15 protein-coding genes and 2 rRNA genes (1 of these 17 running past the window's edge) are annotated in these 19,893 nt (G+C 69.8%); 13 read left to right on the top strand and 4 right to left on the bottom strand.

Annotated elements, in window-relative coordinates; genetic code table 11:
* From NRF20_RS34420 to NRF20_RS34435, 4 genes are all read left to right on the top strand, one after another.
* Nucleotides 1-2,498: ribosomal RNA gene (locus NRF20_RS34420) — 23S ribosomal RNA — on the top strand; it begins 626 nt to the left of the window's first position.
* A 108-nt stretch (nucleotides 2,499-2,606) separates the two neighbouring features.
* Nucleotides 2,607-2,723 (top strand): 5S ribosomal RNA (gene rrf, locus NRF20_RS34425).
* Nucleotides 2,724-2,935: 212 nt separating this feature from the next.
* Complete coding sequence (locus NRF20_RS34430) at nucleotides 2,936-4,168, top strand: hypothetical protein (protein WP_413753876.1); 1,233 nt, start codon at nucleotides 2,936-2,938, stop codon at nucleotides 4,166-4,168.
* Nucleotides 4,168-4,878 carry a tetratricopeptide repeat protein gene (locus NRF20_RS34435; protein WP_398629247.1) on the top strand — a complete coding sequence of 237 codons (711 nt, stop codon included), beginning with the start codon at nucleotides 4,168-4,170 and terminating at the stop codon, nucleotides 4,876-4,878. The genes NRF20_RS34430 and NRF20_RS34435 overlap by 1 nt, the downstream gene beginning before the upstream one ends.
* A gap of 58 nt (nucleotides 4,879-4,936) precedes the next feature.
* On the opposite strand, the gene NRF20_RS34440 is transcribed toward NRF20_RS34435, so the two are convergent.
* On the bottom strand, nucleotides 4,937-6,214 hold the full coding sequence (locus NRF20_RS34440; protein WP_413753877.1) for a DUF1015 family protein: 1,278 nt from the start codon (nucleotides 6,212-6,214) through the stop codon (nucleotides 4,937-4,939).
* 71 nt (nucleotides 6,215-6,285) lie between these two features.
* On the opposite strand from NRF20_RS34440, the gene NRF20_RS34445 reads away from it, so the two are divergent.
* Nucleotides 6,286-7,314, top strand: a complete 1,029-nt coding sequence (locus tag NRF20_RS34445) for an HAD hydrolase-like protein (RefSeq protein WP_398629226.1) — start codon at nucleotides 6,286-6,288, stop codon at nucleotides 7,312-7,314.
* 178 nt (nucleotides 7,315-7,492) lie between these two features.
* Nucleotides 7,493-8,335, top strand: coding sequence for an ABC transporter ATP-binding protein (locus tag NRF20_RS34450; protein WP_413753878.1), 843 nt, complete (start codon nucleotides 7,493-7,495; stop codon nucleotides 8,333-8,335).
* A 58-nt stretch (nucleotides 8,336-8,393) separates the two neighbouring features.
* Here the strand turns inward: NRF20_RS34450 and NRF20_RS34455 are convergent, their stop codons facing one another.
* Nucleotides 8,394-8,741, bottom strand: a complete 348-nt coding sequence (locus tag NRF20_RS34455) for an SCP2 sterol-binding domain-containing protein (RefSeq protein ID WP_398629224.1) — start codon at nucleotides 8,739-8,741, stop codon at nucleotides 8,394-8,396.
* Nucleotides 8,742-8,784: 43 nt separating this feature from the next.
* Between NRF20_RS34455 and NRF20_RS34460 the strand changes: the two genes are divergently transcribed.
* From NRF20_RS34460 to NRF20_RS34485, 6 genes are all read left to right on the top strand, one after another.
* Nucleotides 8,785-9,135 carry a hypothetical protein gene (locus NRF20_RS34460; protein ID WP_398629223.1) on the top strand — a complete coding sequence of 117 codons (351 nt, stop codon included), beginning with the start codon at nucleotides 8,785-8,787 and terminating at the stop codon, nucleotides 9,133-9,135.
* 7 nt (nucleotides 9,136-9,142) lie between these two features.
* On the top strand, nucleotides 9,143-9,958 hold the full coding sequence (locus NRF20_RS34465) for a TlyA family RNA methyltransferase (RefSeq protein ID WP_266362568.1): 816 nt from the start codon (nucleotides 9,143-9,145) through the stop codon (nucleotides 9,956-9,958).
* Complete coding sequence (locus NRF20_RS34470) at nucleotides 9,955-10,860, top strand: NAD kinase (RefSeq protein ID WP_398629222.1); 906 nt, start codon at nucleotides 9,955-9,957, stop codon at nucleotides 10,858-10,860. Before NRF20_RS34465 ends, NRF20_RS34470 begins: the two co-directional genes overlap by 4 nt.
* A gap of 108 nt (nucleotides 10,861-10,968) precedes the next feature.
* Nucleotides 10,969-12,714, top strand: coding sequence for a DNA repair protein RecN (recN, locus tag NRF20_RS34475; RefSeq protein ID WP_413753879.1), 1,746 nt, complete (start codon nucleotides 10,969-10,971; stop codon nucleotides 12,712-12,714).
* A 113-nt stretch (nucleotides 12,715-12,827) separates the two neighbouring features.
* Complete coding sequence (locus NRF20_RS34480) at nucleotides 12,828-13,589, top strand: hypothetical protein (RefSeq protein WP_413753880.1); 762 nt, start codon at nucleotides 12,828-12,830, stop codon at nucleotides 13,587-13,589.
* 178 nt (nucleotides 13,590-13,767) lie between these two features.
* Nucleotides 13,768-14,865 carry a glycosyltransferase family 4 protein gene (locus tag NRF20_RS34485; protein ID WP_413753881.1) on the top strand — a complete coding sequence of 366 codons (1,098 nt, stop codon included), beginning with the start codon at nucleotides 13,768-13,770 and terminating at the stop codon, nucleotides 14,863-14,865.
* A 27-nt stretch (nucleotides 14,866-14,892) separates the two neighbouring features.
* Here the strand turns inward: NRF20_RS34485 and NRF20_RS34490 are convergent, their stop codons facing one another.
* Nucleotides 14,893-16,518: a PucR family transcriptional regulator gene (locus tag NRF20_RS34490; RefSeq protein ID WP_266362578.1), complete on the bottom strand. Its 1,626-nt coding sequence runs from the start codon at nucleotides 16,516-16,518 to the stop codon at nucleotides 14,893-14,895.
* 264 nt (nucleotides 16,519-16,782) lie between these two features.
* Here NRF20_RS34490 and NRF20_RS34495 point away from each other — a divergent pair, with 264 nt between their 5' ends.
* A complete protein-coding gene (locus tag NRF20_RS34495) occupies nucleotides 16,783-17,676 on the top strand; it encodes a sulfurtransferase (RefSeq protein WP_398629218.1) in 894 nt (297 codons plus the stop codon).
* A gap of 55 nt (nucleotides 17,677-17,731) precedes the next feature.
* Here NRF20_RS34495 and NRF20_RS34500 read toward each other — a convergent pair whose 3' ends face one another.
* On the bottom strand, nucleotides 17,732-19,534 hold the full coding sequence (locus NRF20_RS34500; protein WP_413754636.1) for a glycoside hydrolase family 15 protein: 1,803 nt from the start codon (nucleotides 19,532-19,534) through the stop codon (nucleotides 17,732-17,734).
* Between the last annotated feature and the right edge of the window lie 359 nt (nucleotides 19,535-19,893).

Genomic DNA, 19,893 nt, shown 5'->3' on the forward strand with positions numbered 1-19,893 from the left:
GTCGCTGTATGTGCTTGCACATGCAGTCGTGACTGCGTGCCTTTTGAAGAATGAGCCTGCGAGTTTGCGGTGTGTTGCGAGGTTAACCCGTGTGGGGAAGCCGTAGCGAAAGCGAGTCCGAATAGGGCGTTTCAGTAGCACGCTCAAGACCCGAAGCGGAGTGATCTAGCCATGGGCAGGTTGAAGCGGAGGTAAGACTTCGTGGAGGACCGAACCCACCAGGGTTGAAAACCTGGGGGATGACCTGTGGTTAGGGGTGAAAGGCCAATCAAACTCCGTGATAGCTGGTTCTCCCCGAAATGCATTTAGGTGCAGCGTCGTGTGTTTCTTGCCGGAGGTAGAGCACTGGATAGGCGATGGGCCCTACCGGGTTACTGACCTTAGCCAAACTCCGAATGCCGGTAAGTGAGAGCGCGGCAGTGAGACTGTGGGGGATAAGCTCCATGGTCGAGAGGGAAACAGCCCAGAGCATCGACTAAGGCCCCTAAGCGTACGCTAAGTGGGAAAGGATGTGGAGTCGCAGAGACAACCAGGAGGTTGGCTTAGAAGCAGCCACCCTTGAAAGAGTGCGTAATAGCTCACTGGTCAAGTGATTCCGCGCCGACAATGTAGCGGGGCTCAAGCGTACCGCCGAAGTCGTGTCATTCGTACATGTATCCCCAACGGGAGTACGGATGGGTAGGGGAGCGTCGTGTGCCGGGTGAAGCAGCCGCGGAAGCGAGTTGTGGACGGTTCACGAGTGAGAATGCAGGCATGAGTAGCGATACACACGTGAGAAACGTGTGCGCCGATTGACTAAGGGTTCCTGGGTCAAGCTGATCTGCCCAGGGTAAGTCGGGACCTAAGGCGAGGCCGACAGGCGTAGTCGATGGACAACCGGTTGATATTCCGGTACCCGCTTTGAAACGCCCAATACTGAATCAGGCGATGCTAAGTCCGTGAAGCCGGCCCGATCTCTTCGGAGTTGAGGGTAGTGGTGGAGCCGACGAACCAGACTTGTACTAGGTAAGCGATGGGGTGACGCAGGAAGGTAGTCCAGCCCGGGCGGTGGTAGTCCCGGGGTAAGGGTGTAGGGCGTGTGGTAGGCAAATCCGTCACACATGAGCCTGAGACCTGATGCCGAGCCGATTGTGGTGAAGTGGATGATCCTATGCTGTCGAGAAAAGCCTCTAGCGAGTTTCATGGCGGCCCGTACCCTAAACCGACTCAGGTGGTCAGGTAGAGAATACCGAGGCGTTCGGGTGAACTATGGTTAAGGAACTCGGCAAAATGCCCCCGTAACTTCGGGAGAAGGGGGGCCATCACTGGTGATCCGATCTGCTCGGTGAGCTGGGGGTGGCCGCAGAGACCAGCGAGAAGCGACTGTTTACTAAAAACACAGGTCCGTGCGAAGCCGTAAGGCGATGTATACGGACTGACGCCTGCCCGGTGCTGGAACGTTAAGGGGACCGGTTAGCTGACTTTCGGGTCGGCGAAGCTGAGAACTTAAGCGCCAGTAAACGGCGGTGGTAACTATAACCATCCTAAGGTAGCGAAATTCCTTGTCGGGTAAGTTCCGACCTGCACGAATGGCGTAACGACTTCTCGACTGTCTCAACCATAGGCCCGGTGAAATTGCACTACGAGTAAAGATGCTCGTTTCGCGCAGCAGGACGGAAAGACCCCGGGACCTTTACTACAGTTTGATATTGGTGTTCGGTTCGGCTTGTGTAGGATAGGTGGGAGACATTGAAGCAGCCACGCCAGTGGTTGTGGAGTCGCCGTTGAAATACCACTCTGGTCGTGCTGGATGTCTAACCTGGGTCCGTGATCCGGATCAGGGACAGTGTCTGATGGGTAGTTTAACTGGGGCGGTTGCCTCCTAAAGAGTAACGGAGGCGCCCAAAGGTTCCCTCAGCCTGGTTGGCAATCAGGTGTTGAGTGTAAGTGCACAAGGGAGCTTGACTGTGAGACCGACGGGTCGAGCAGGGACGAAAGTCGGGACTAGTGATCCGGCAGTGGCTTGTGGAAGCGCTGTCGCTCAACGGATAAAAGGTACCCCGGGGATAACAGGCTGATCTTCCCCAAGAGTCCATATCGACGGGATGGTTTGGCACCTCGATGTCGGCTCGTCGCATCCTGGGGCTGGAGTCGGTCCCAAGGGTTGGGCTGTTCGCCCATTAAAGCGGTACGCGAGCTGGGTTTAGAACGTCGTGAGACAGTTCGGTCCCTATCCGCTGTGCGCGTAGGAATATTGAGAAGGGCTGTCCCTAGTACGAGAGGACCGGGACGGACGAACCTCTGGTGTGCCAGTTGTCCTGCCAAGGGCATGGCTGGTTGGCTACGTTCGGAAAGGATAACCGCTGAAAGCATCTAAGCGGGAAGCCTGCTTCGAGATGAGTATTCCCACCAACTTGATTGGTTAAGGCTCCCAGTAGACGACTGGGTTGATAGGCCAGATGTGGAAGCCCGGTAACGGGTGGAGCTGACTGGTACTAATAGGCCGAGGGCTTGTCCTCAGTTGCTCGCGTCCACTGTGTTGTTCCCGGGTTGCGAACAGTCGCACCGGTTGAACAGCTTCACTACTTAATTGAAAAGTGTGCTTGTTCGCTAGAACCCGATAGGGTTTCGGTGGTCATTGCGTTAGGGAAACGCCCGGTTACATTCCGAACCCGGAAGCTAAGCCTTTCAGCGCCGATGGTACTGCAGGGGGGACCCTGTGGGAGAGTAGGACGCCGCCGAACAATCTTTCAAGGACCCTTGGTCCCAGCGTTCACGCTGGGACCAAGGGTCCTTTTGTTTTGTCGAAGCGCGTCGGGTGTCCGACTGCGCGAGAATGTCTTGTAGTACCTGATGACAGGAGTCACACCGATGTCCACCAACTCTCCCGACGATCGTTCGGAGCGCGAGCCGCGTCGCCGGGACGGTGGTGACCGAGGCGGCTTCAGCGGCCGTCGTGACGACCGCTCCGGCGGACCGCGCCGGGACAACGACCGTGGTGGTTACCGGCGTGATGACAGCCGGCCCACTGGTGGAAGCGGCGGCGGCGGTTTCCGCCGCGACGACCGTGACCGGGATCGTGCGCCGCGTCGCGATGACAATCGCGGTGGTGGCTCCGGCGGCGGTTTCCGCCGGGACGACCGGCGGGATGACCGTCCGGGTGGGTTCCGTCGGGATGACAGCCGGGGTGGTGCCGGTGGTGGTTTCCGGCGCGACGACCGTGACCGGGATCGTGACCGTGGTCCGCGTCGGGACGATGACCGTGGTGGGCGTCCTGCGGGTGGGTTCGAGCGGCGTGATGACCGGCCGCGTGGCCCCCGCCGTGATGACGACAGCCGTGGTGGCGGCTACCGGCGCGATGACAGCCGCGGTGGTGGCTCCGGCGGCGGTTTCCGCCGGGACGACCGGCGGGATGACCGTCCGGGTGGGTTCCGTCGTGATGACAGCCGGGGTGGTGCCGGTGGTGGTTTCCGGCGCGACGACCGTGACCGGGATCGTGACCGTGGTCCGCGTCGGGACGATGACCGGGATCGTGACCGTGGTCCGCGTCGGGACGATGACCGTGGTGGGCGTCCTGCGGGTGGGTTCGAGCGGCGTGATGACCGGCCGCGTGGCCCCCGCCGTGATGACGACAGCCGTGGTGGCGGCTACCGGCGCGATGACAGCCGCGGTGGTGGCTCCGGCGGCGGTTTCCGCCGGGACGACCGGCGGGATGACCGTCCGGGTGGGTTCCGTCGGGATGACAGCCGGGGTGGTGCCGGTGGTGGTTTCCGGCGCGACGACCGTGACCGGGATCGTGACCGTGGTCCGCGTCGGGACGATGACCGTGGTGGCTACCGTGGTCCGCGGCGTGATGACGATCGTGGTGGGCGTCCTGCGGGTGGGTTCGAGCGGCGTGATGACCGGCCGCGTGGCCCCCGCCGTGATGACGACAGCCGTGGTGGCGGCTACCGGCGCGATGACAGCCGCGGTGGTGGCTCCGGCGGCGGTTTCCGCCGGGACGACAGCCGAGGCGGGGGTTACCGCGGGCAGCGGGACGACCGCGGTGGCCGGGGTGGTTACCGCGGGCGTGACGACCGTGGTGGGTATGAGCGGCGTGATGACCGGGACCGTGAGCCCATCAAGCGGCTTCCGATTCCTGACGACGTCACCGGCGACGAGATCGACAAGGACGTGCGGCAGGAGCTGATGAGCCTGCCGAAGACCCTGGCCGAGGATGTGGCCAGGAACCTTGTGATGGTGGCCCGGCTGATCGACGAGGACCCTGAGCAGGCGTACGCGTACTCGCGGATCGCGTTGCGGCTGGCCTCGCGGGTTGCTGCCGTGCGTGAGGCGGCCGGGTTTGCCGCGTACGCGACGCAGAAGTACTCGGAGGCGCTGGCGGAGTTCCGGGCGGCCAAGCGGATGACCGGTTCCGTGGAGCTGTGGCCCGTCATGGCCGACTGCGAGCGTGGACTCGGGCGGCCCGAGCGGGCGATGGCCATGGCCGGCGAGCCCGAGGTGCAGAAGCTGGACAGGGCCGGTCAGGTCGAGATGCGTCTGGTGGCTGCCGGGGCCCGTAGGGACATGGGGCAGATCGATGCCGCCATCGTCACGCTGCAGAGCCCCGAGCTCGCCTCGAACGCCGTGCACCCGTGGACTCCGCGGCTGCGCTATGCGTACGCGGACGCGCTGCTGGCGGCGGGGCGCGAGGACGAGGCGCGTGAGTGGTTCGGGAAGGCGCTGGAGGCCGACAAGGACGGTGCCACCGATGCCTCGGACCGGCTTGCCGAGCTGGACGGTGTCGAGTTCGTCGATGCTCTCGATGAGGACGAGGACGACGCCGCTCAGTCGCCGGCCGACGCTGCGGATGACGACAAGAGCGACGGCAAGGACGAGGACGGTACGTCCGAGTCGTAAGGCATGAGTAAGGGCGGCACTCCGGAAGGGGTGCCGCCCTTTTTTGTTGCTGTAGGGGTCAGTCGAGCGTGAGGCTTCGCAGGACCAGGCCGGTGGCCGGCTTGGGGCCGAAGGAAGTCGACTTGCGGGGCATGGTGACGCCCTGTCGGGCGAGATCCCGGACGACTTCCTCACGTACCGGATGCATCAGGACCGCCGTGGCATTGTGACGTTCGGCCTGTTCGACGACGGCCGCGGTGTCGTGTATGTACGCGATGTGCTCCGGGGTGTCGGGGATCTCCCAGACGTGGTCGAGCAGAGTCGCGTGCAGGACCGTCGCGTCGAGGGACTGCCAGGCGGTTGGACGGTCGGCCGGAATCGTACGGGACAGCAGGCCGGCGTCGGGACGGTCGATGAGATGGAAGCCGCCGTCGCCCGCGAGCAGGAATGCGTTGCCTTCGGCGGCCGCCTCGGCGAGTGCGTCCAAGGCCCGGGGGAGCGGGCCCTCTACGTCGCGGATGCGGAAGAGGCCGTTGAGCGCGGCTAGTGCGTCGGCGACCGGGAAGCGGTGCAGCAGCCGGTGGATGGCGCGGACCCGGAGCGGGTAGCGGGCCGTGTCGACGAGGAGGACCAGGCCGAAGTCCCAGGGGCCGGGAGCTGTGTGCTCCTGCTGGAGGCGGAGGTAGGTGGCCCAGCGGTGGTGGCCGTCGGCGATCAGGGCCTGGTGGTGGGCGAGATCGGCTTCGATCTCGGCCCGGTCGGCCGGGTGGGTGACTGCCCAGAGCCGGTGGCTGTAGCCGTCCTCGGTGGTGGTGGAGAGGAGCGGCGACCGGTGGATGGTCCGTTCGATGACGGCGGTCGCGCCGGTCGGGTGGCCTTCGCTGCGGTAGGTGAGCAGCAGCGGTTCGAGATGGGCCGCGGTGGTGCGCATCAGGTTGGCCCGGTCCTCGACGACATGGGCCATCACGTCCTCGTGCGGCAGCACGATGCCGTCCGCGGGGGAGGAGAGCGCCAGCGCGCCGACGATGCCGCGCTGCAGGATCTCGGCGTTGCTCTGCTCGTAGACGTACAGCGCGGGCTCGGGATCGGGAGCGAGTATGCCCTCGGCCAGCCAGCGGTTCAGGGTCTCGGCGGCCTGCGTGTGGCGGGCAGCGGCCGTGTCGGCCTGCGGCAGGATCAGCCGGACGATGTTGTGCGGATCCGCCGACTCCAGGTGGTGCAGCCCGTCGGGGCGCACGACGACGTCGTACGGCGGTGAGGTCACCGCGGCAAGGCTGCCGACCCGCTCGGGGACGTATCGCAGTCCACGGAACGGAAGCAGACGCAGTCCCTGCCCGGCCGGACCTGATGTGTTCATTTCTGCATGGTATGTGCGCGGCCGGGATGCGCGATGATCTGGACAGAAGCATGGAATGAGGAGCGCAAAGAATGAGTCAGGCGAGCAGGACCAGGCCGAGCGGCAGCAGCACCGCGCTGAACGAGGCGTACGACACGGCGCTGCTCGATCTCGACGGGGTGGTGTACGCGGGCGGTCATGCGATCGTCCACGCCGTCGAGTCGCTGGGAGCGGCGCGGGATGGCGGGATGCACCTGGCGTATGTGACGAACAATGCCCTGCGGACCCCGGCCGCGGTGGCCGAGCATCTGACCGATCTCGGGGTCCCCGCCGAGCCCGCCGATGTGATCACCTCGGCGCAGGCGGTGGCCAGGCTGATGGCCGATCAGCTGCCGGCCGGGGCGCGGGTGCTGGTGGTGGGTGGCGAGGGGCTGTGCGTCGCGCTGCGGGAGCGCGGTCTGGTGCCGGTGGAATCGGCTGACGACGAGCCGGTCGCGGTGGCGCAGGGGTACGGCGGGCCCGACATGACGTGGGGCCGGTTCGCCGAGGCCGCGTACGCGATTGCGCGGGGGGTGCCGTGGTTCGCGTCCAACACGGATCTGACGATTCCCAGTGCCCGGGGGATCGCGCCCGGGAACGGTGCGGCGGTGGAGGTCGTAAGGATCGCGACCGGGGCCGAGCCGCAGGTTGCCGGGAAGCCGTTGCCTCCGATGCACCGGGAGACGGTGCTGCGGACCGGGGCCGAGCGCCCGCTGGTGGTCGGGGACCGGCTGGACACGGACATCGAGGGCGCGTTCAACGGCGGTGTGGACTCGCTGCTGGTGCTCACCGGGGTGACGGACGCGGCGCAGTTGGTGGCCGCCGAGCCGAAGCACCGGCCGACGTACGTGGACGCTGATCTGCGGGGACTGCTGACCGGGCAGCCCGAGGTGGTGCGGGCGGGCGACGGGTTCGGCTGCGGTGGCTGGACGGCGTCGGTGCGCGGTGGCGACCTGGTGCTCGAAGGGGACGGGGAGGTGCTCGACGGGCTGCGGGCGCTCTGCGGGGCGGCGTGGTCGTACGCCGGAGACGGCTCGTGCGGGCTGGACGCGGGGAAGGCCGTCGCCAGGCTGGGGCTGTGAAGGGCGACTCCCGGTGATTCGAGCCAAAAGGAGGGTAGGCTAACCTAACTTTGTTCTGCTCGGTGTGTGGCCGTCCGGATGGCCGACCCGCCGGGCGACCGGGCCTCGGCCGCGGCCTCTGCTCGTGGCGAGGGGCGGCTCCGCGCACCCGATCACCTCCGACCCCGGGAGTACGACCATGCAGCGCCTCACCGCGGACTCGGTGACCCTCGGCTACGACCAGCGGGTCATCGCGGAGAATCTCTCGGTCGAGATTCCCGACAACTCGTTCACGGTGATCGTCGGCCCCAACGCCTGTGGGAAGTCGACCCTGTTGCGCGCGCTCTCGCGGATGCTGAAGCCGAACAGCGGGCGGGTACTCCTGGACGGGCAGACGATCCACGGAATGCCGGCCAAGAAGGTGGCCAGGACGCTTGGACTGCTGCCGCAGTCCTCCATCGCGCCGGACGGCATCACCGTCGCCGACCTCGTCGGGCGCGGCCGGTATCCGCACCAGGGGCTGTTGCGCCAGTGGTCGCCGGACGACGAACGCATTGTCGAGGAGTCGATGGCGGCCACCGGAGTCGATGCGCTTGCCGATCGCTATGTCGATGAATTGTCCGGCGGGCAGCGGCAGCGTGTCTGGATCGCCATGGCGCTCGCCCAGCAGACACCGCTGCTGCTGCTCGACGAGCCGACGACGTACCTCGACATCCAGCACCAGATCGATGTCCTCGACCTCTGTGCGGAGCTGCACGAGACGCAGGGGCGCACCCTGGTGGCCGTCCTGCACGATCTGAATCACGCCGCGCGGTACGCCACGCACCTCATCGCGATGCGGGAAGGCGAGGTGATCGCCGAGGGGGCACCCGGCGAGGTCGTCACCGCGGAGTTGGTGGAGCGGGTCTTCGGGCTGCGCTGCCAGGTCATCGACGACCCGGAGACCGGGACGCCGTTGGTGGTGCCGGCCGCGCGCAAGCCGCGGAGCGGCGCGGTGGGCGTGCCGGGCAAGTCGGCTGCCGGGGTGTCGGCAGGGGGCTGACCGAACGGGGGCCCGCCCTCAGTGGCGGGACCGGCCGGGAAGCGGGCCTGCCCCGCGGCTACAGCAGCGACCTGAGTCTCAGCAGGTCGCGGAAGCCGGCCTCCAGGCGGACCCGGCCCGCGCCCCATGCCCTGGCGAAGTTCATTTCGCCGTTCACCATGGACACCAGGTCGTCGCCGGTCATCGCGAGCCGGATCTCGGCCTTCTCCCCGGGAGGGCCGTCGACCGTGTCCAGGACCTGGATCCGGCCGTTGGCCAGCCGACCGGTGAAGGTGACGTCCAGATCCTTGATGTGACAGCTCAGCGAGCGGTCGAGGGCAGCCGCGCTGCGCACGTCGCCGTCGGCCCTCGCGAGGTTGTCGGAAAGTTTCTCGAGTGCGCTGCGGCACTCCGCCATGGTCGCCATCGTGACCGACGGTACCGCAGCCCTTCGCGGTAGCGTTTCCCGCATGAGCGACTCGATGCCGGGGTTCGGGACGGCAGCCGGAACAGCGCCCGGAGCGACACCTGTGGCCGTGGCGGAAGACCCGTCCGACGAGGGCGCGGCCCCGGCCGCCGCCACCCCTGTCGACCCCGCCGCACCTGCGCCCCTCGGTGTCGTACGCACCCCCACCGGCAACGCCGAGGTCGACGCACGGCTGGAGCGTCTCGCCGATGCGGACCACCTCCCGGCGGACGGACACATCGAGGTGTACGAGGATGTACACCGTGGGCTGCGCGAAGCGCTGACCGCGCTGGACGCCAGGCCCGCACCCGCACCGGTACCCGCACCGATGCCCTCGTACGACAACAGGAGCTGAACCGAACGTGGCAGGAGTGGCACGTCGCCGCCTCGACGCCGAGCTGGTACGCCGTAAGCTCGCCCGCTCGCGTGAGCATGCGAGCCAGCTGATCGCCGCAGGGCGGGTGACCGTCGGCGGAAACACCGCGACCAAACCCGCCACCCAGGTCGAGACCAGCGCCGCTGTCGTCGTGATCAAGGACGACAGCGACCCCGAGTACGTCTCGCGCGGCGGGCACAAGCTCGCCGGCGCCCTCGCCGCCTTCGTACCCCTCGGGCTGAAGGTCGAGGGGCGGCGGGCGCTGGACGCCGGGGCGTCGACCGGTGGCTTCACCGACGTACTGCTGCGGGCCGGCGCCGGTCATGTCGTCGCCGTCGACGTCGGCTACGGGCAGCTCGCCTGGTCGCTCCAGTCCGATGAGCGCGTCACCGTCAAGGACCGTACCAACGTACGGGAGTTGACGCTGGAGGCCATCGATGGGAAACAGGTGGACCTGGTCGTCGGGGATCTGTCGTTCATCCCACTGGGGCTGGTCCTGCCCGCTCTGGCGCGGTGCGCCGCCCCGGACGCGGACCTGGTCCTCATGGTCAAGCCGCAGTTCGAGGTCGGCAAGGAGCGGCTCGGCAGCGGTGGCGTGGTGCGCAGCCCCGAGCTGCGGGCCGAAGCGGTACGGGAGGTGGCGCGCCGGGCCTGGGCGCTGGGTCTCGGAGTGCAGGGGGTGACGGCGAGTCCACTGCCGGGGCCCTCGGGAAATGTCGAGTACTTTCTGTGGCTGCGGGCCGGAGCACCTGAGCTGGATCCCGCAGATGTCGACCGTGCAGTGGCGGAGGGGCCTCGTTGACGACGAATTCGGCACGAACTGTCTTTCTTTTGGCACACACCGGCCGCCCGGCCGCGATCCGCAGCGCCGAGCTGGTCGTACAGGGACTGCTGCGCAGCGGCCTCGGTGTACGGGTGCTGGCCACCGAGGCGGCCGATATCCCCCTGCCGTCGTCCGTCGAGACGGTCACGGATACCACGCCCAAGGCCGTGGACGGCTGTGAGCTGCTGATCGTGCTCGGCGGGGACGGGACGCTGCTGCGCGGCGCCGAACTCTCCCGCGCCTCCGGGGTGCCGATGCTCGGCGTCAACCTCGGCCGGGTCGGCTTCCTCGCCGAGGCCGAGCGGGACGACCTGGACAAGGTCGTCGACCGGGTCGTCACCCGGGCGTACCAGGTCGAGGAACGGATGACGCTCGACGTCGTCGTGCACAGCAACGGCGACATCGTCCACACCGACTGGGCGCTCAACGAAGCGGCCGTGCAGAAGGTGTCGCCCGAGCGGATGCTGGAGGTGGTCCTGGAGATCGACGGCCGGCCGGTGACCGGGTTCGGCTGCGACGGGATCGTCTGCGCGACCCCGACCGGATCGACCGCGTACGCCTTCTCGGCGGGCGGACCCGTCGTCTGGCCCGAGGTCGAGGCGCTGCTGATGGTGCCGATCAGCGCCCATGCACTGTTCGCCAAGCCGCTGGTGACCTCGCCGACCTCGGTGCTCGCCGTCGAGGTCCAGCAGCACACCCCGCACGGAGTGCTGTGGTGCGACGGGCGCAGGACCGTGGAGCTGCCCGCGGGGGCGCGGGTCGAGGTGCGGCGCGGTGCGGTGCCCGTACGGCTCGCCCGGCTGCACCACGCCTCGTTCACGGACCGGCTGGTGGCGAAGTTCGCACTGCCCGTCTCGGGGTGGCGGGGCGCGCCGCACTGACCGGCGGACATTCCCCCGGAGGCGGTGCGAATGCTTCAGGAGCACACGGGAGAGTGAACCCCGGGAGGCGGGGCCCGTCGCACATCGGGGCCCGGACCTCGTAAGGTCATGTCCGTGTTGGAGGAGATGCGGATACGGTCGCTCGGAGTCATCGACGACGCGGTGGTCGAGCTGTCACCCGGTTTCACCGCGGTGACGGGTGAGACCGGCGCGGGCAAGACCATGGTCGTCACCAGCCTGGGGCTGTTGCTCGGTGGGCGTGCCGACCCTGCCCTGGTACGGATCGGGGCCAAGGCCGCGGTCGTCGAGGGGCGGATCACGGTGTCCGACGGCGACGCCGTGGCCCTGCGGGCCGAGGAGGCCGGGGCCGAATTCGACGACGGCGCGCTGTTGATCAGCCGTACCGTCTCCGCGGAGGGGCGCTCCCGGGCACATCTCGGCGGCAGGTCCGTGCCGGTGGGGGTGCTCGCCGAACTCGCCGACGAACTCGTCGCCGTGCACGGCCAGACCGACCAGCAGGGGCTGCTCAAGCCCGCGCGGCAGCGGCAGGCCCTCGACCGGTACGCGGGCGACGGTGTCGCCGTGCCGCACGCCAAGTACGCGGCGTCCTACCGGCGGCTGCGGGCCGTCGTCACAGAGCTCGACGAGCTGACGACGCGCGCCCGCGAACGCGCCCAGGAAGCGGATCTGCTGCGCTTCGGGCTGAGCGAGATCGCTGCGGTCGAACCACTCGCGGGTGAGGACGGCGACCTGGCCGCCGAGGCCGAGCGGCTCGGCCATGCCGAGGCGCTCGCTTCCGCGGCGGCCCTCGCACACAGCGCGCTCGCGGGCAACCCGGAGGATCCGGAGGGCGTCGACGCGACGACCGTGGTCGCGGCCGCCGGACGGTCCCTGGACGCCGTACGGGCCCACGATCCGGCGCTGGCCGCGCTCGCCGACCGGATCGGCGAGATCTCGATCCTGCTCGCCGATGTGGCGGGGGAACTGGCCGGGTACGCCGACCAGCTGGACGCCGATCCGCTGCGGCTCGCCGCGGTGGAGGAGCGGCGAGCCGCGCTCACCGGACTCACCCGTAAGTACGGCGAGGACATCACCGCCGTACTCGCCTGGGCCGAGGAAGGGGCCGCCCGGCTCACCGAGCTGGAGGGCGACGACGACCGCATCGGCGAGCTGACGGCGGAGCGCGATGGGCTGCGCGCCGAACTCTCGGGCCTCGGGCAGGCGTTGACCGATGCGCGTGCGGGGGCGGCGGAGCGCTTCGCCGAGGCGGTGACCGCGGAGCTGGCATCCCTTGCCATGCCGCACGCCCGGGTCTCCTTCGACATCCGGCAGACCGAGGCGGCGGACGAGGCATCCGGCATCGAGATCGGCGGGCGGAGCGTGGTCTACGGGCCGTCCGGCGCCGACGAGGTCGAGCTTCTTCTGGCCCCGCACCCAGGCGCCCAGCCGCGGCCGATCGCCAAGGGCGCGTCGGGCGGTGAGCTGTCCCGGGTGATGCTTGCCGTCGAGGTGGTGTTCGCCGGCTCCGATCCCGTACCCACGTACCTCTTCGACGAGGTCGACGCGGGCGTCGGCGGCAAGGCGGCCGTCGAGGTCGGGCGGCGGCTGGCGAAGCTCGCCAGGTCCGCGCAGGTGGTCGTCGTCACGCACCTGCCGCAGGTGGCGGCCTTCGCGGACCGGCAGTTGCTGGTCGAGAAGACGGTCGACGGGGCCGTGACCAGCAGCGGGGTCACGGTCCTGGAGGGCGAGGACCGGGTGCGGGAGCTGTCCCGGATGCTCGCGGGACAGGAGGACTCGCAGACGGCCCGGGCCCATGCGGAGGAGCTGCTTGCCGCGGCGAGGGCGGACGGGTAGCGGGGCTTCGCGGCCGTCGGGCGCGTGTTCGCGCTCAGTCGCCGGGCGGGCTTGTCATCCGAGTCCGCCCGGCGATCTGCGGACCCGGCGGGCCGCTGCGTAGCCTGGCCCGCATGGGAGCAACGTTCAGCAAAGCCGCAGTGTCCGGTGCCGTCGCAGCCGCCGTCGCGGGGGGTGCGTACCGGGCGCTGCGGGCCCGGCCGCGCAGGCGCTGGCAGCGAACCAACTACGCGGGCCGTACCGTCGATCTGTACGCGGGACCCGCCGTCGCCCTCGGCGCCGCAGCCGGAACCGCCGTTCTCCCACTGCCTGCGCGTACCCGGTACGCCGCTGTGCTCGCCGTTCTCGCGGCCGGCGGCTGCGGTGCCTACGACGACCTCGTCGGTGCGGACGATCCGCGCCGCGGGTTCCGTGCCCACCTGGGTGCGCTGCGGGACGGTGAGGTGACCAGTGGCGCGGTGAAGTTCTTCGGGATCGGGGCCGCCGGGCTCGCGGCCGGTGCGCTGCTCAAGGAGCGGCCCGTCGACCGGGTCCTCGCCGGCGTCGTGATCGCCGGAGGTGCGCACCTCGTCAATCTGGCGGATGTACGGCCCGCCGTGGCCGCCGCCACCGTGCTCGCCCTCGGGGCCCCGGGCCTGCCGGGCGCACTCGCCGCCGCTCCCATGGGGGCCGCGGCAGCCCTCGTCGCCGACGACCTGGGTGAGCGCACCATGATCGGGGACACCGGGGCCCACGCCCTGGGCGCCGCACTCGGTGTCGCCATCGTCGCGGGCCGCGGCCGGGCCGGGCTCGTCGCCCATGCGGCGGGGCTTGTCGCGGCGACGGTGTACGGGGACCGGATCAGCCGACTCGCCCAGATGCTGTCGGACCGCTGACAGGGTCCACGGACGCGGCAATATCGCGCCGCCTCCTCACCCGTGCGAGTGATGCGTCACGGCCGGTTGCTGTTGTATGCAGCGGGACAGCGGCTCGACTGTGCCGGAACGTGCGTACGGACTGGCATCCTTGGCGGTGCCATCACCGCCCACTCGGGAGCCCCGGGAGCCATTCAACGTGTCACAGCTGCGTACGGTCCAAGTCCTGGGCGGCGGCAGCGCGGGCAGCAGCGCCCACGTCAGCTCGCTGGCCGCGGGGCTGGTGGCGAGAGGTGTGCACGTCACCGTCTGTGCCCCGGCCGAACTGGACCACGCCTATGACTTCTCCGGTACGGGTGCCCGGTTCGCCCCCGTACCGCGACGCAGTGATCCCGCCGCCGTCGCCGCGCTGCGTACCGCCTGCCTGACGGCGGACGTGGTCCACGCGCACGGTCTGCACGCTGCCGTGCGCGCCGCTCTTGCGCTCGGCGGCCGCCGTATCCCGCTGGTCGTCACCTGGCACGCTCGCGCCCACGCCGAGGGCGCCCGCAGCCGGCTGCTTCATCTGATGGAGCGAAGAGCCGCCCGTGCGGCGGCAGTTGTGCTCGGTACGACATCGGACCTGGTCGACCGGGCGCGGCACCGAGGAGCGCGCGATGCCCGGCTCTCGCCGGTCTCCGCCCCCGTACCGCGCGTGCCCACCGGTGTCCACGAAGGAAAGGCACGGGCCGAACTCGGTGCGGTGGAACGGCCGTTGGTCATGTCGTACGGGAGTCTCGTACCGCATCACGGGTACGACATGCTGCTCGATGCCGCACGGGTATGGCGCGAACTCGACCCCGTACCGCTGCTGATCATCGTGGGGGAGGGGCGGGAGCGGGCCGCTCTGCAGCGCCGGATCATGAACGAGGAGCTGCCCGTCCGGCTCATCGGCAGCCGCGACGGCATCGCGGAACTTCTCGCCGCCGCCGATCTGGCCGTGCTGTCCAGTCGGTGGGAGGCGCGCTCGGTGCTGGCCCAGGAGGCGCTGCGGCTCGGCGTTCCGCTGGTCGCCACCGCGGTCGGAGGGGTGCCGGAACTCGTGGGGGACGGGGCGGAGCTCGTGCCGTACGGGAACGCGGAGGCGCTCGCGCGGGCGGTGGTCAGGCTGCTCGGCGATCCGGAGCGGCGCGCGGAGCTGGTGGCCGCGGGGCGTGCGCAGGCCGCGAGTTGGCCGACGGAGGACGACACGATCGCTCAAGTTCTCAGCATCTACGACGAGTTGACGAAGCCTTTGGCGGTGGCGCGGACGCGGTGAGAGGCTGCTCGTCGGACGGGTCCGGAGCTACGAAGTGTGGCGGCGGGCCCGGAGGGCCAGGCTCAGCGCCAGGACCGCCTGGGGGTCGTCCAGGTCGGTGCCGAGCAGCTCACCGATGCGGGCCAGCCGGTTGTACAGCGTCTGACGGTTCAGATGCAGTTCGCGCGCCGTCTCCGCCTTGCGGCCCGCGTGGGCCAGATACGTCTCCAGTGTCGGCAGCAGCGGAGGGCGAGAGGTGCGGTCGTGATCGCGCAGTGGACCGATCGCCCGGTCCACGAACGCCGCCAGATCCGGATGGTCCCGCAGCCGCCACAGCAGCAGATCGATGTCCAGACGCCGGGCGTCGTACCAGGGCCGGTCGCTGAGACCGTGCGCGGCCGTCGCCGTCTCCGCGGCGTGCCGCAGCCCCGCGCCGGCCGTCGCCCAGCCGCCCGCCACCCCCACCACCACGACCGGCGGATATGATCCTGCACGCTCCAGACCGGCCCGCTCCACACCCGCCCGCAGCGCCGCCGCGACCCGGTCCGCGACAGCCGTGCGCTCCGTCTCGGACCGCAGCCCCAGCAGCACCGGAACCCGGCCCTCCACGGGCCGCACACCGAGCAGCACCGGCACACCCACCGACGAGAGCTCCTCCAGCACCGCCCGTGCCAGCAGTGCCCAGTTCCCCGACACGGACAGCTCGGGGGCCAGCCGCATGACCACCGGCAGCAGCGGCATCTCACCCGGTTTGAAGCCCAGTACGCGGGCTTGCGCCGGCGCGTCCTCCGGAGTGATCCGGCCCTCGGCGAGATCTGTCAGGAAGTCGCCCCGGCCGCGCGCGGCGAGCTCCTCCTCCTGGCGGGCCTGCATCAGCACGACGGCGAGGATGCCGGCCGCCCGCTCCGCCGCCATCCGGTGCACCGTCACCAGCGGGCCGGCCACGGCCAGCAGCACCAGCCTGGCCCGTACCGAACCGGTTCCAGGGCCGCCGCCCGGCACATCCACCAGCACCGAACCGGTGGGCGGCGTCTCACGGGCCGCCCGGTCGCCGCGCATCCCGTCCCACACCTGGAGCGGATCGGCGGACACCGGGCCGGATCCGGGGCCCGCCGCGTACAGCAGCTGGCCGTCCGCCGTCTCCAGGAAGACCGGGTTGGCCGTGAAGTCCGCCAGGATGCCCAGCACCTGGGGCACCCCGCCGCCGCCGAGCAGCGCCTCCGTGCACCGCCGGTGCACGTCCTCGGCCTGCCGCAGCAGCGCGTAGTGACCGTTGACGATCTCGGTGTGGACCTCCTCGGTCACCGTCACGAACGGCACCTCGCGGTGCAGCTGCACCAGCGGCAGACCGGCCGCGCGGGCGGCGTCCACGATCGATGCGGGCAGCCTGCTGAAGCGCGGTCCGAGCTCCACCACCAGGGCGGCGATCTGGCGGTCGGCGAGCCTTCGGACGAAGGCTCGCTGCTCGGCGGGGCGGGTGCCGAGCCCCAGACCGGTGGTGAGCAGCAGCTCACCGCCCTTGAGCAGAGAAGCGATGTTCGGGACCTCGCCCGCGTGCACCCAGCGCACCGTACGGTTCAGCCGGTCCGCGCCGGCCACCACCTCCGGAAGCCCGCTGCGCAGCCCCGGCAGCTCAAGGGCTCGCTGCACGGTGATTCCGCCTTGGGTCTCCACTGGCTCTGGCCTCGCGTTTCCACTCGGGTCGGGCGGACAGTCGCCCTGATTCAGGAAGGTACCGGCCCCGGGCGCCGGAGGCGTCGTCGGGGAGCCGTCGGGGGAGTCCGCCGACCGGGGGCAGCGGCATCGATCAGCCGCTTTCGGCATGCCCGGGGGCATGGAACCGCTGTTGACAGGGGTCGAGGGCCGCTGCGATCTTGTGACCGCCGCGCGGTTCGGGCCGAGTGGCCCCTCATACCCGGACCTGGACCTGGAGCAGACGTGGGCGACGACATATCGGCGTACTCAGGCCGGGAAGGCCTTGCGGGCCCCCTTCCCGGCCCGTTGGTCGGGGCCGGCTGGCTCGCGGCGCGGCTGGGCGAGCGCGGGCCGGTGGTCCTCGATGCCTCGGTGGGCGCGCACCGGGGCTTCGAGCAGCGGATTCCGGGAGCGCGGCCCTTCGACATCGACGGGGCACTGTCCGACCACTCCGGACCACTGCCCCACATGCTGCCCGACGCCGACCGGTTCACCGAGGAGCTGCGCTCCCTCGGCGTCGACGACACCGACACCGTCGTCGTCTACGACGCTGCGGGCATCTACTCCAGCGCGCGTGCCTGGTGGATGCTGCGAGCGATGGGCTTCGACCGGGCCGCGGTGCTCGACGGTGGCCTGCCCGCCTGGACCGACGCCGGACTGCCGCTGGAGGACGCCGGGCCCGCGCCTGCCGTGGCGCGCGGCGACTTCACAGCTCGGCCGCGCGCGGGGCTGGTCGTCGGCAGCGACGAGGTGGTGGCGGCCCTGGCCGACCCCGCCGCGGCCGTCTTCGACGCCCGTTCCAGGGAGCGGTTCTCCGGCGCGGTCGCCGAGCCACGACCGGGGCTGCGCGCCGGCCATATGCCGGGGGCGGTCAATCTGCCCTTCGGTGAGATCCAGCGCGACGGCCGGATGCGCCCGGTGGAGGAGCTGCGCGCCGCGTTCGCCGCCCTCGCCGGGGAGCGGGAGCGGCTGTTCTTCAGCTGCGGATCGGGCGTCACCGCCTGCGTGCTGACGCTGGGGGCCGAGCTGGCGGGGTACCGGGAGCTGGCCGTGTACGACGGGTCGTGGAGCGAGTGGGGGCTGCCTTCGGGGCTGCCCGTCGTGAGCGGAGCGGAGAGCGGGGGGCCGCTGCGGTGATGCCGCTCGGCGCAGGGGGCGGGCCCGGCACACGCCGCCCGCCCCCTCTCCGAGGTCAGCCGACGTACGCCCCGCTCGCCGTCAGGCGCAGTGCCGTGTCGATCAGCGGCACATGGCTGAACGCCTGGGGGAAGTTCCCCACCTGGCGCTGCAGCCGGGGGTCCCACTCCTCCGCCAGCAGGCCCAGATCGTTGCGCAGGGACAGCAGCCGCTCGAAGAGCTGGCGTGCCTCGTCGACCCGGCCGATCATCGCCAGGTCGTCCGCCAGCCAGAACGAGCAGGCCAGGAACGCGCCCTCGTCGCCCTCGAGTCCGTCGACGCCCGCGTCCTCGCCCTTGGTGGGGTAGCGCAGCACGAAGCCGTCCTCCGTGGACAGCTCGCGCTGGATCGCCTCGATCGTGCCGATCACGCGCTTGTCGTCCGGCGGCAGGAAGCCCATCTGGGGGATCAGAAGGAGGGAGGCGTCCAGCTCCTGCGACCCGTAGGACTGGGTGAAGGTGTTGCGCTCCTTGTCGTAGCCCCGGTCGCAGACATCGCGGTGGATGTCGTCGCGCAGTTCCCGCAGCCGCTCCAGCGGCCCTTCCGCGTCCCCGGACTCGATCAGCTTGATGGTGCGGTCGACGGCGACCCAGGCCATCACCTTCGAGTGGACGAAGTGGCGGCGCGGGCCGCGCACCTCCCAGATGCCCTCGTCCGGCTCGCCCCAGTGCTTCTCCAGGTACTCGATCAGCTTGAGCTGGAGGCCCATCGCGTAGTCGTTGCGGGTCAGGCCCGTCATATGGGCGAGGTGCAGTGCCTCGATGACCTCGCCGTACACGTCCAGCTGGAGCTGGCCCGCCGCGCCGTTGCCGACCCGGACCGGGCCGGAGTTCTCGTAACCGGGCAGCCAGTCCAGCTCGGCCTCGCCCAGCTCGCGCTCGCCCGCGATGCCGTACATGATCTGCAGGTTTTCCGGGTCGCCGGCGACCGCCCGCAGCAGCCACTCGCGCCAGGCACGGGCCTCCTCGCGGTAGCCGGTGCGCAGCAGGGAGGAGAGAGTGATCGCGGCGTCACGCAGCCAGGTGTAGCGATAGTCCCAGTTCCGGGAGCCGCCGATGTCCTCCGGCAGGGAGGTGGTCGGCGCGGCGACGATGCCGCCGGTCGGCGCGTACGTCAGGGCCTTGAGGGTGATCAGGGAGCGGACCACGGCCTCGCGGTAGGGCCCGTGGTACGTGCACTGCTCGACCCATTCACGCCAGAAGTCCGCGGTCGCGTCCAGCGAACTCTCCGGGTCCGGAAGACCGGGCGGCTCGTGGTGCGAAGGCTGCCAGCTGATCGTGAACGCGATCCGGTCCCCGGGCGCGACCGTGAAATCGGAGTACGTCGTCAGGTTCTCGCCGAAGGTGTCGGCGGGGGTGTCCAGCCAGACGGAGTCCGGGCCGGCGACGGCGACCGTACGGCCGTCGACCTTGTGCACCCACGGTGTGACCCGCCCGTAGCTGAACCGCATCCGCAGCTCGGAGCGCATGTCCACCCGGCCGCTGATCCCCTCCACGATCCGGATCACCTGCGGTGCACCGTCACGAGGCGGCATGAAATCGGTCACTCTGACCGTTCCGCACGGTGTGTCCCATTCCGATTCCAGGATGAGGGAGTCCCCGCGGTAGCGGCGGCGGTCCGCGGACGGCGGCTGCGCCCCGTCCTCCCGTGCCGGTCCCAGGCGCCAGAAGCCGTGCTCCTCGGTACCCAGCAGTCCCGCGAAAATAGCGTGTGAATCGAAGCGGGGAAGGCACAGCCAGTCCACTGTGCCGTCCCGGCAGACCAGGGCGGCGGTCTGCATGTCTCCGATGAGTGCGTAATCCTCGATGCGCCCGGCCACGTGCATCTCCAGTCGAACGGCCATGTCGCCCCGTGGGGCATTACTGCGGGTAATGAGGTTGTCGCAAGGGGTCGTTGTGGGGGAACCTGCGAGCTCGGTACCTCGCCCGGAGCGAGTGTCCGAGCAGGATACGACGCACCCGGATGATCTGCGCGACGGTCTCAGCAAAGCGTCTGAGCCGAACGGGTGGGGCGGGAGGGGCCGACGTTGATCTTGTGCGGTCAGCGCGCGGGGAGTGGCCGGAAGCAGGCTCCCTTTGTCGCTGATACCCTGGTAGCCCGTGGACCGGTGGTCGTCCGCAACAGCAGACGAGGCCCCCGAACCGCAGCGACGGCACCTCCGGAATCTCCGGACGGCAA

The sequence above is a fragment of the Streptomyces sp. R-74717 genome (genome assembly GCF_047305335.1).
Taxonomy (GTDB): Bacteria; Actinomycetota; Actinomycetes; order Streptomycetales; family Streptomycetaceae; genus Streptomyces; species Streptomyces atratus.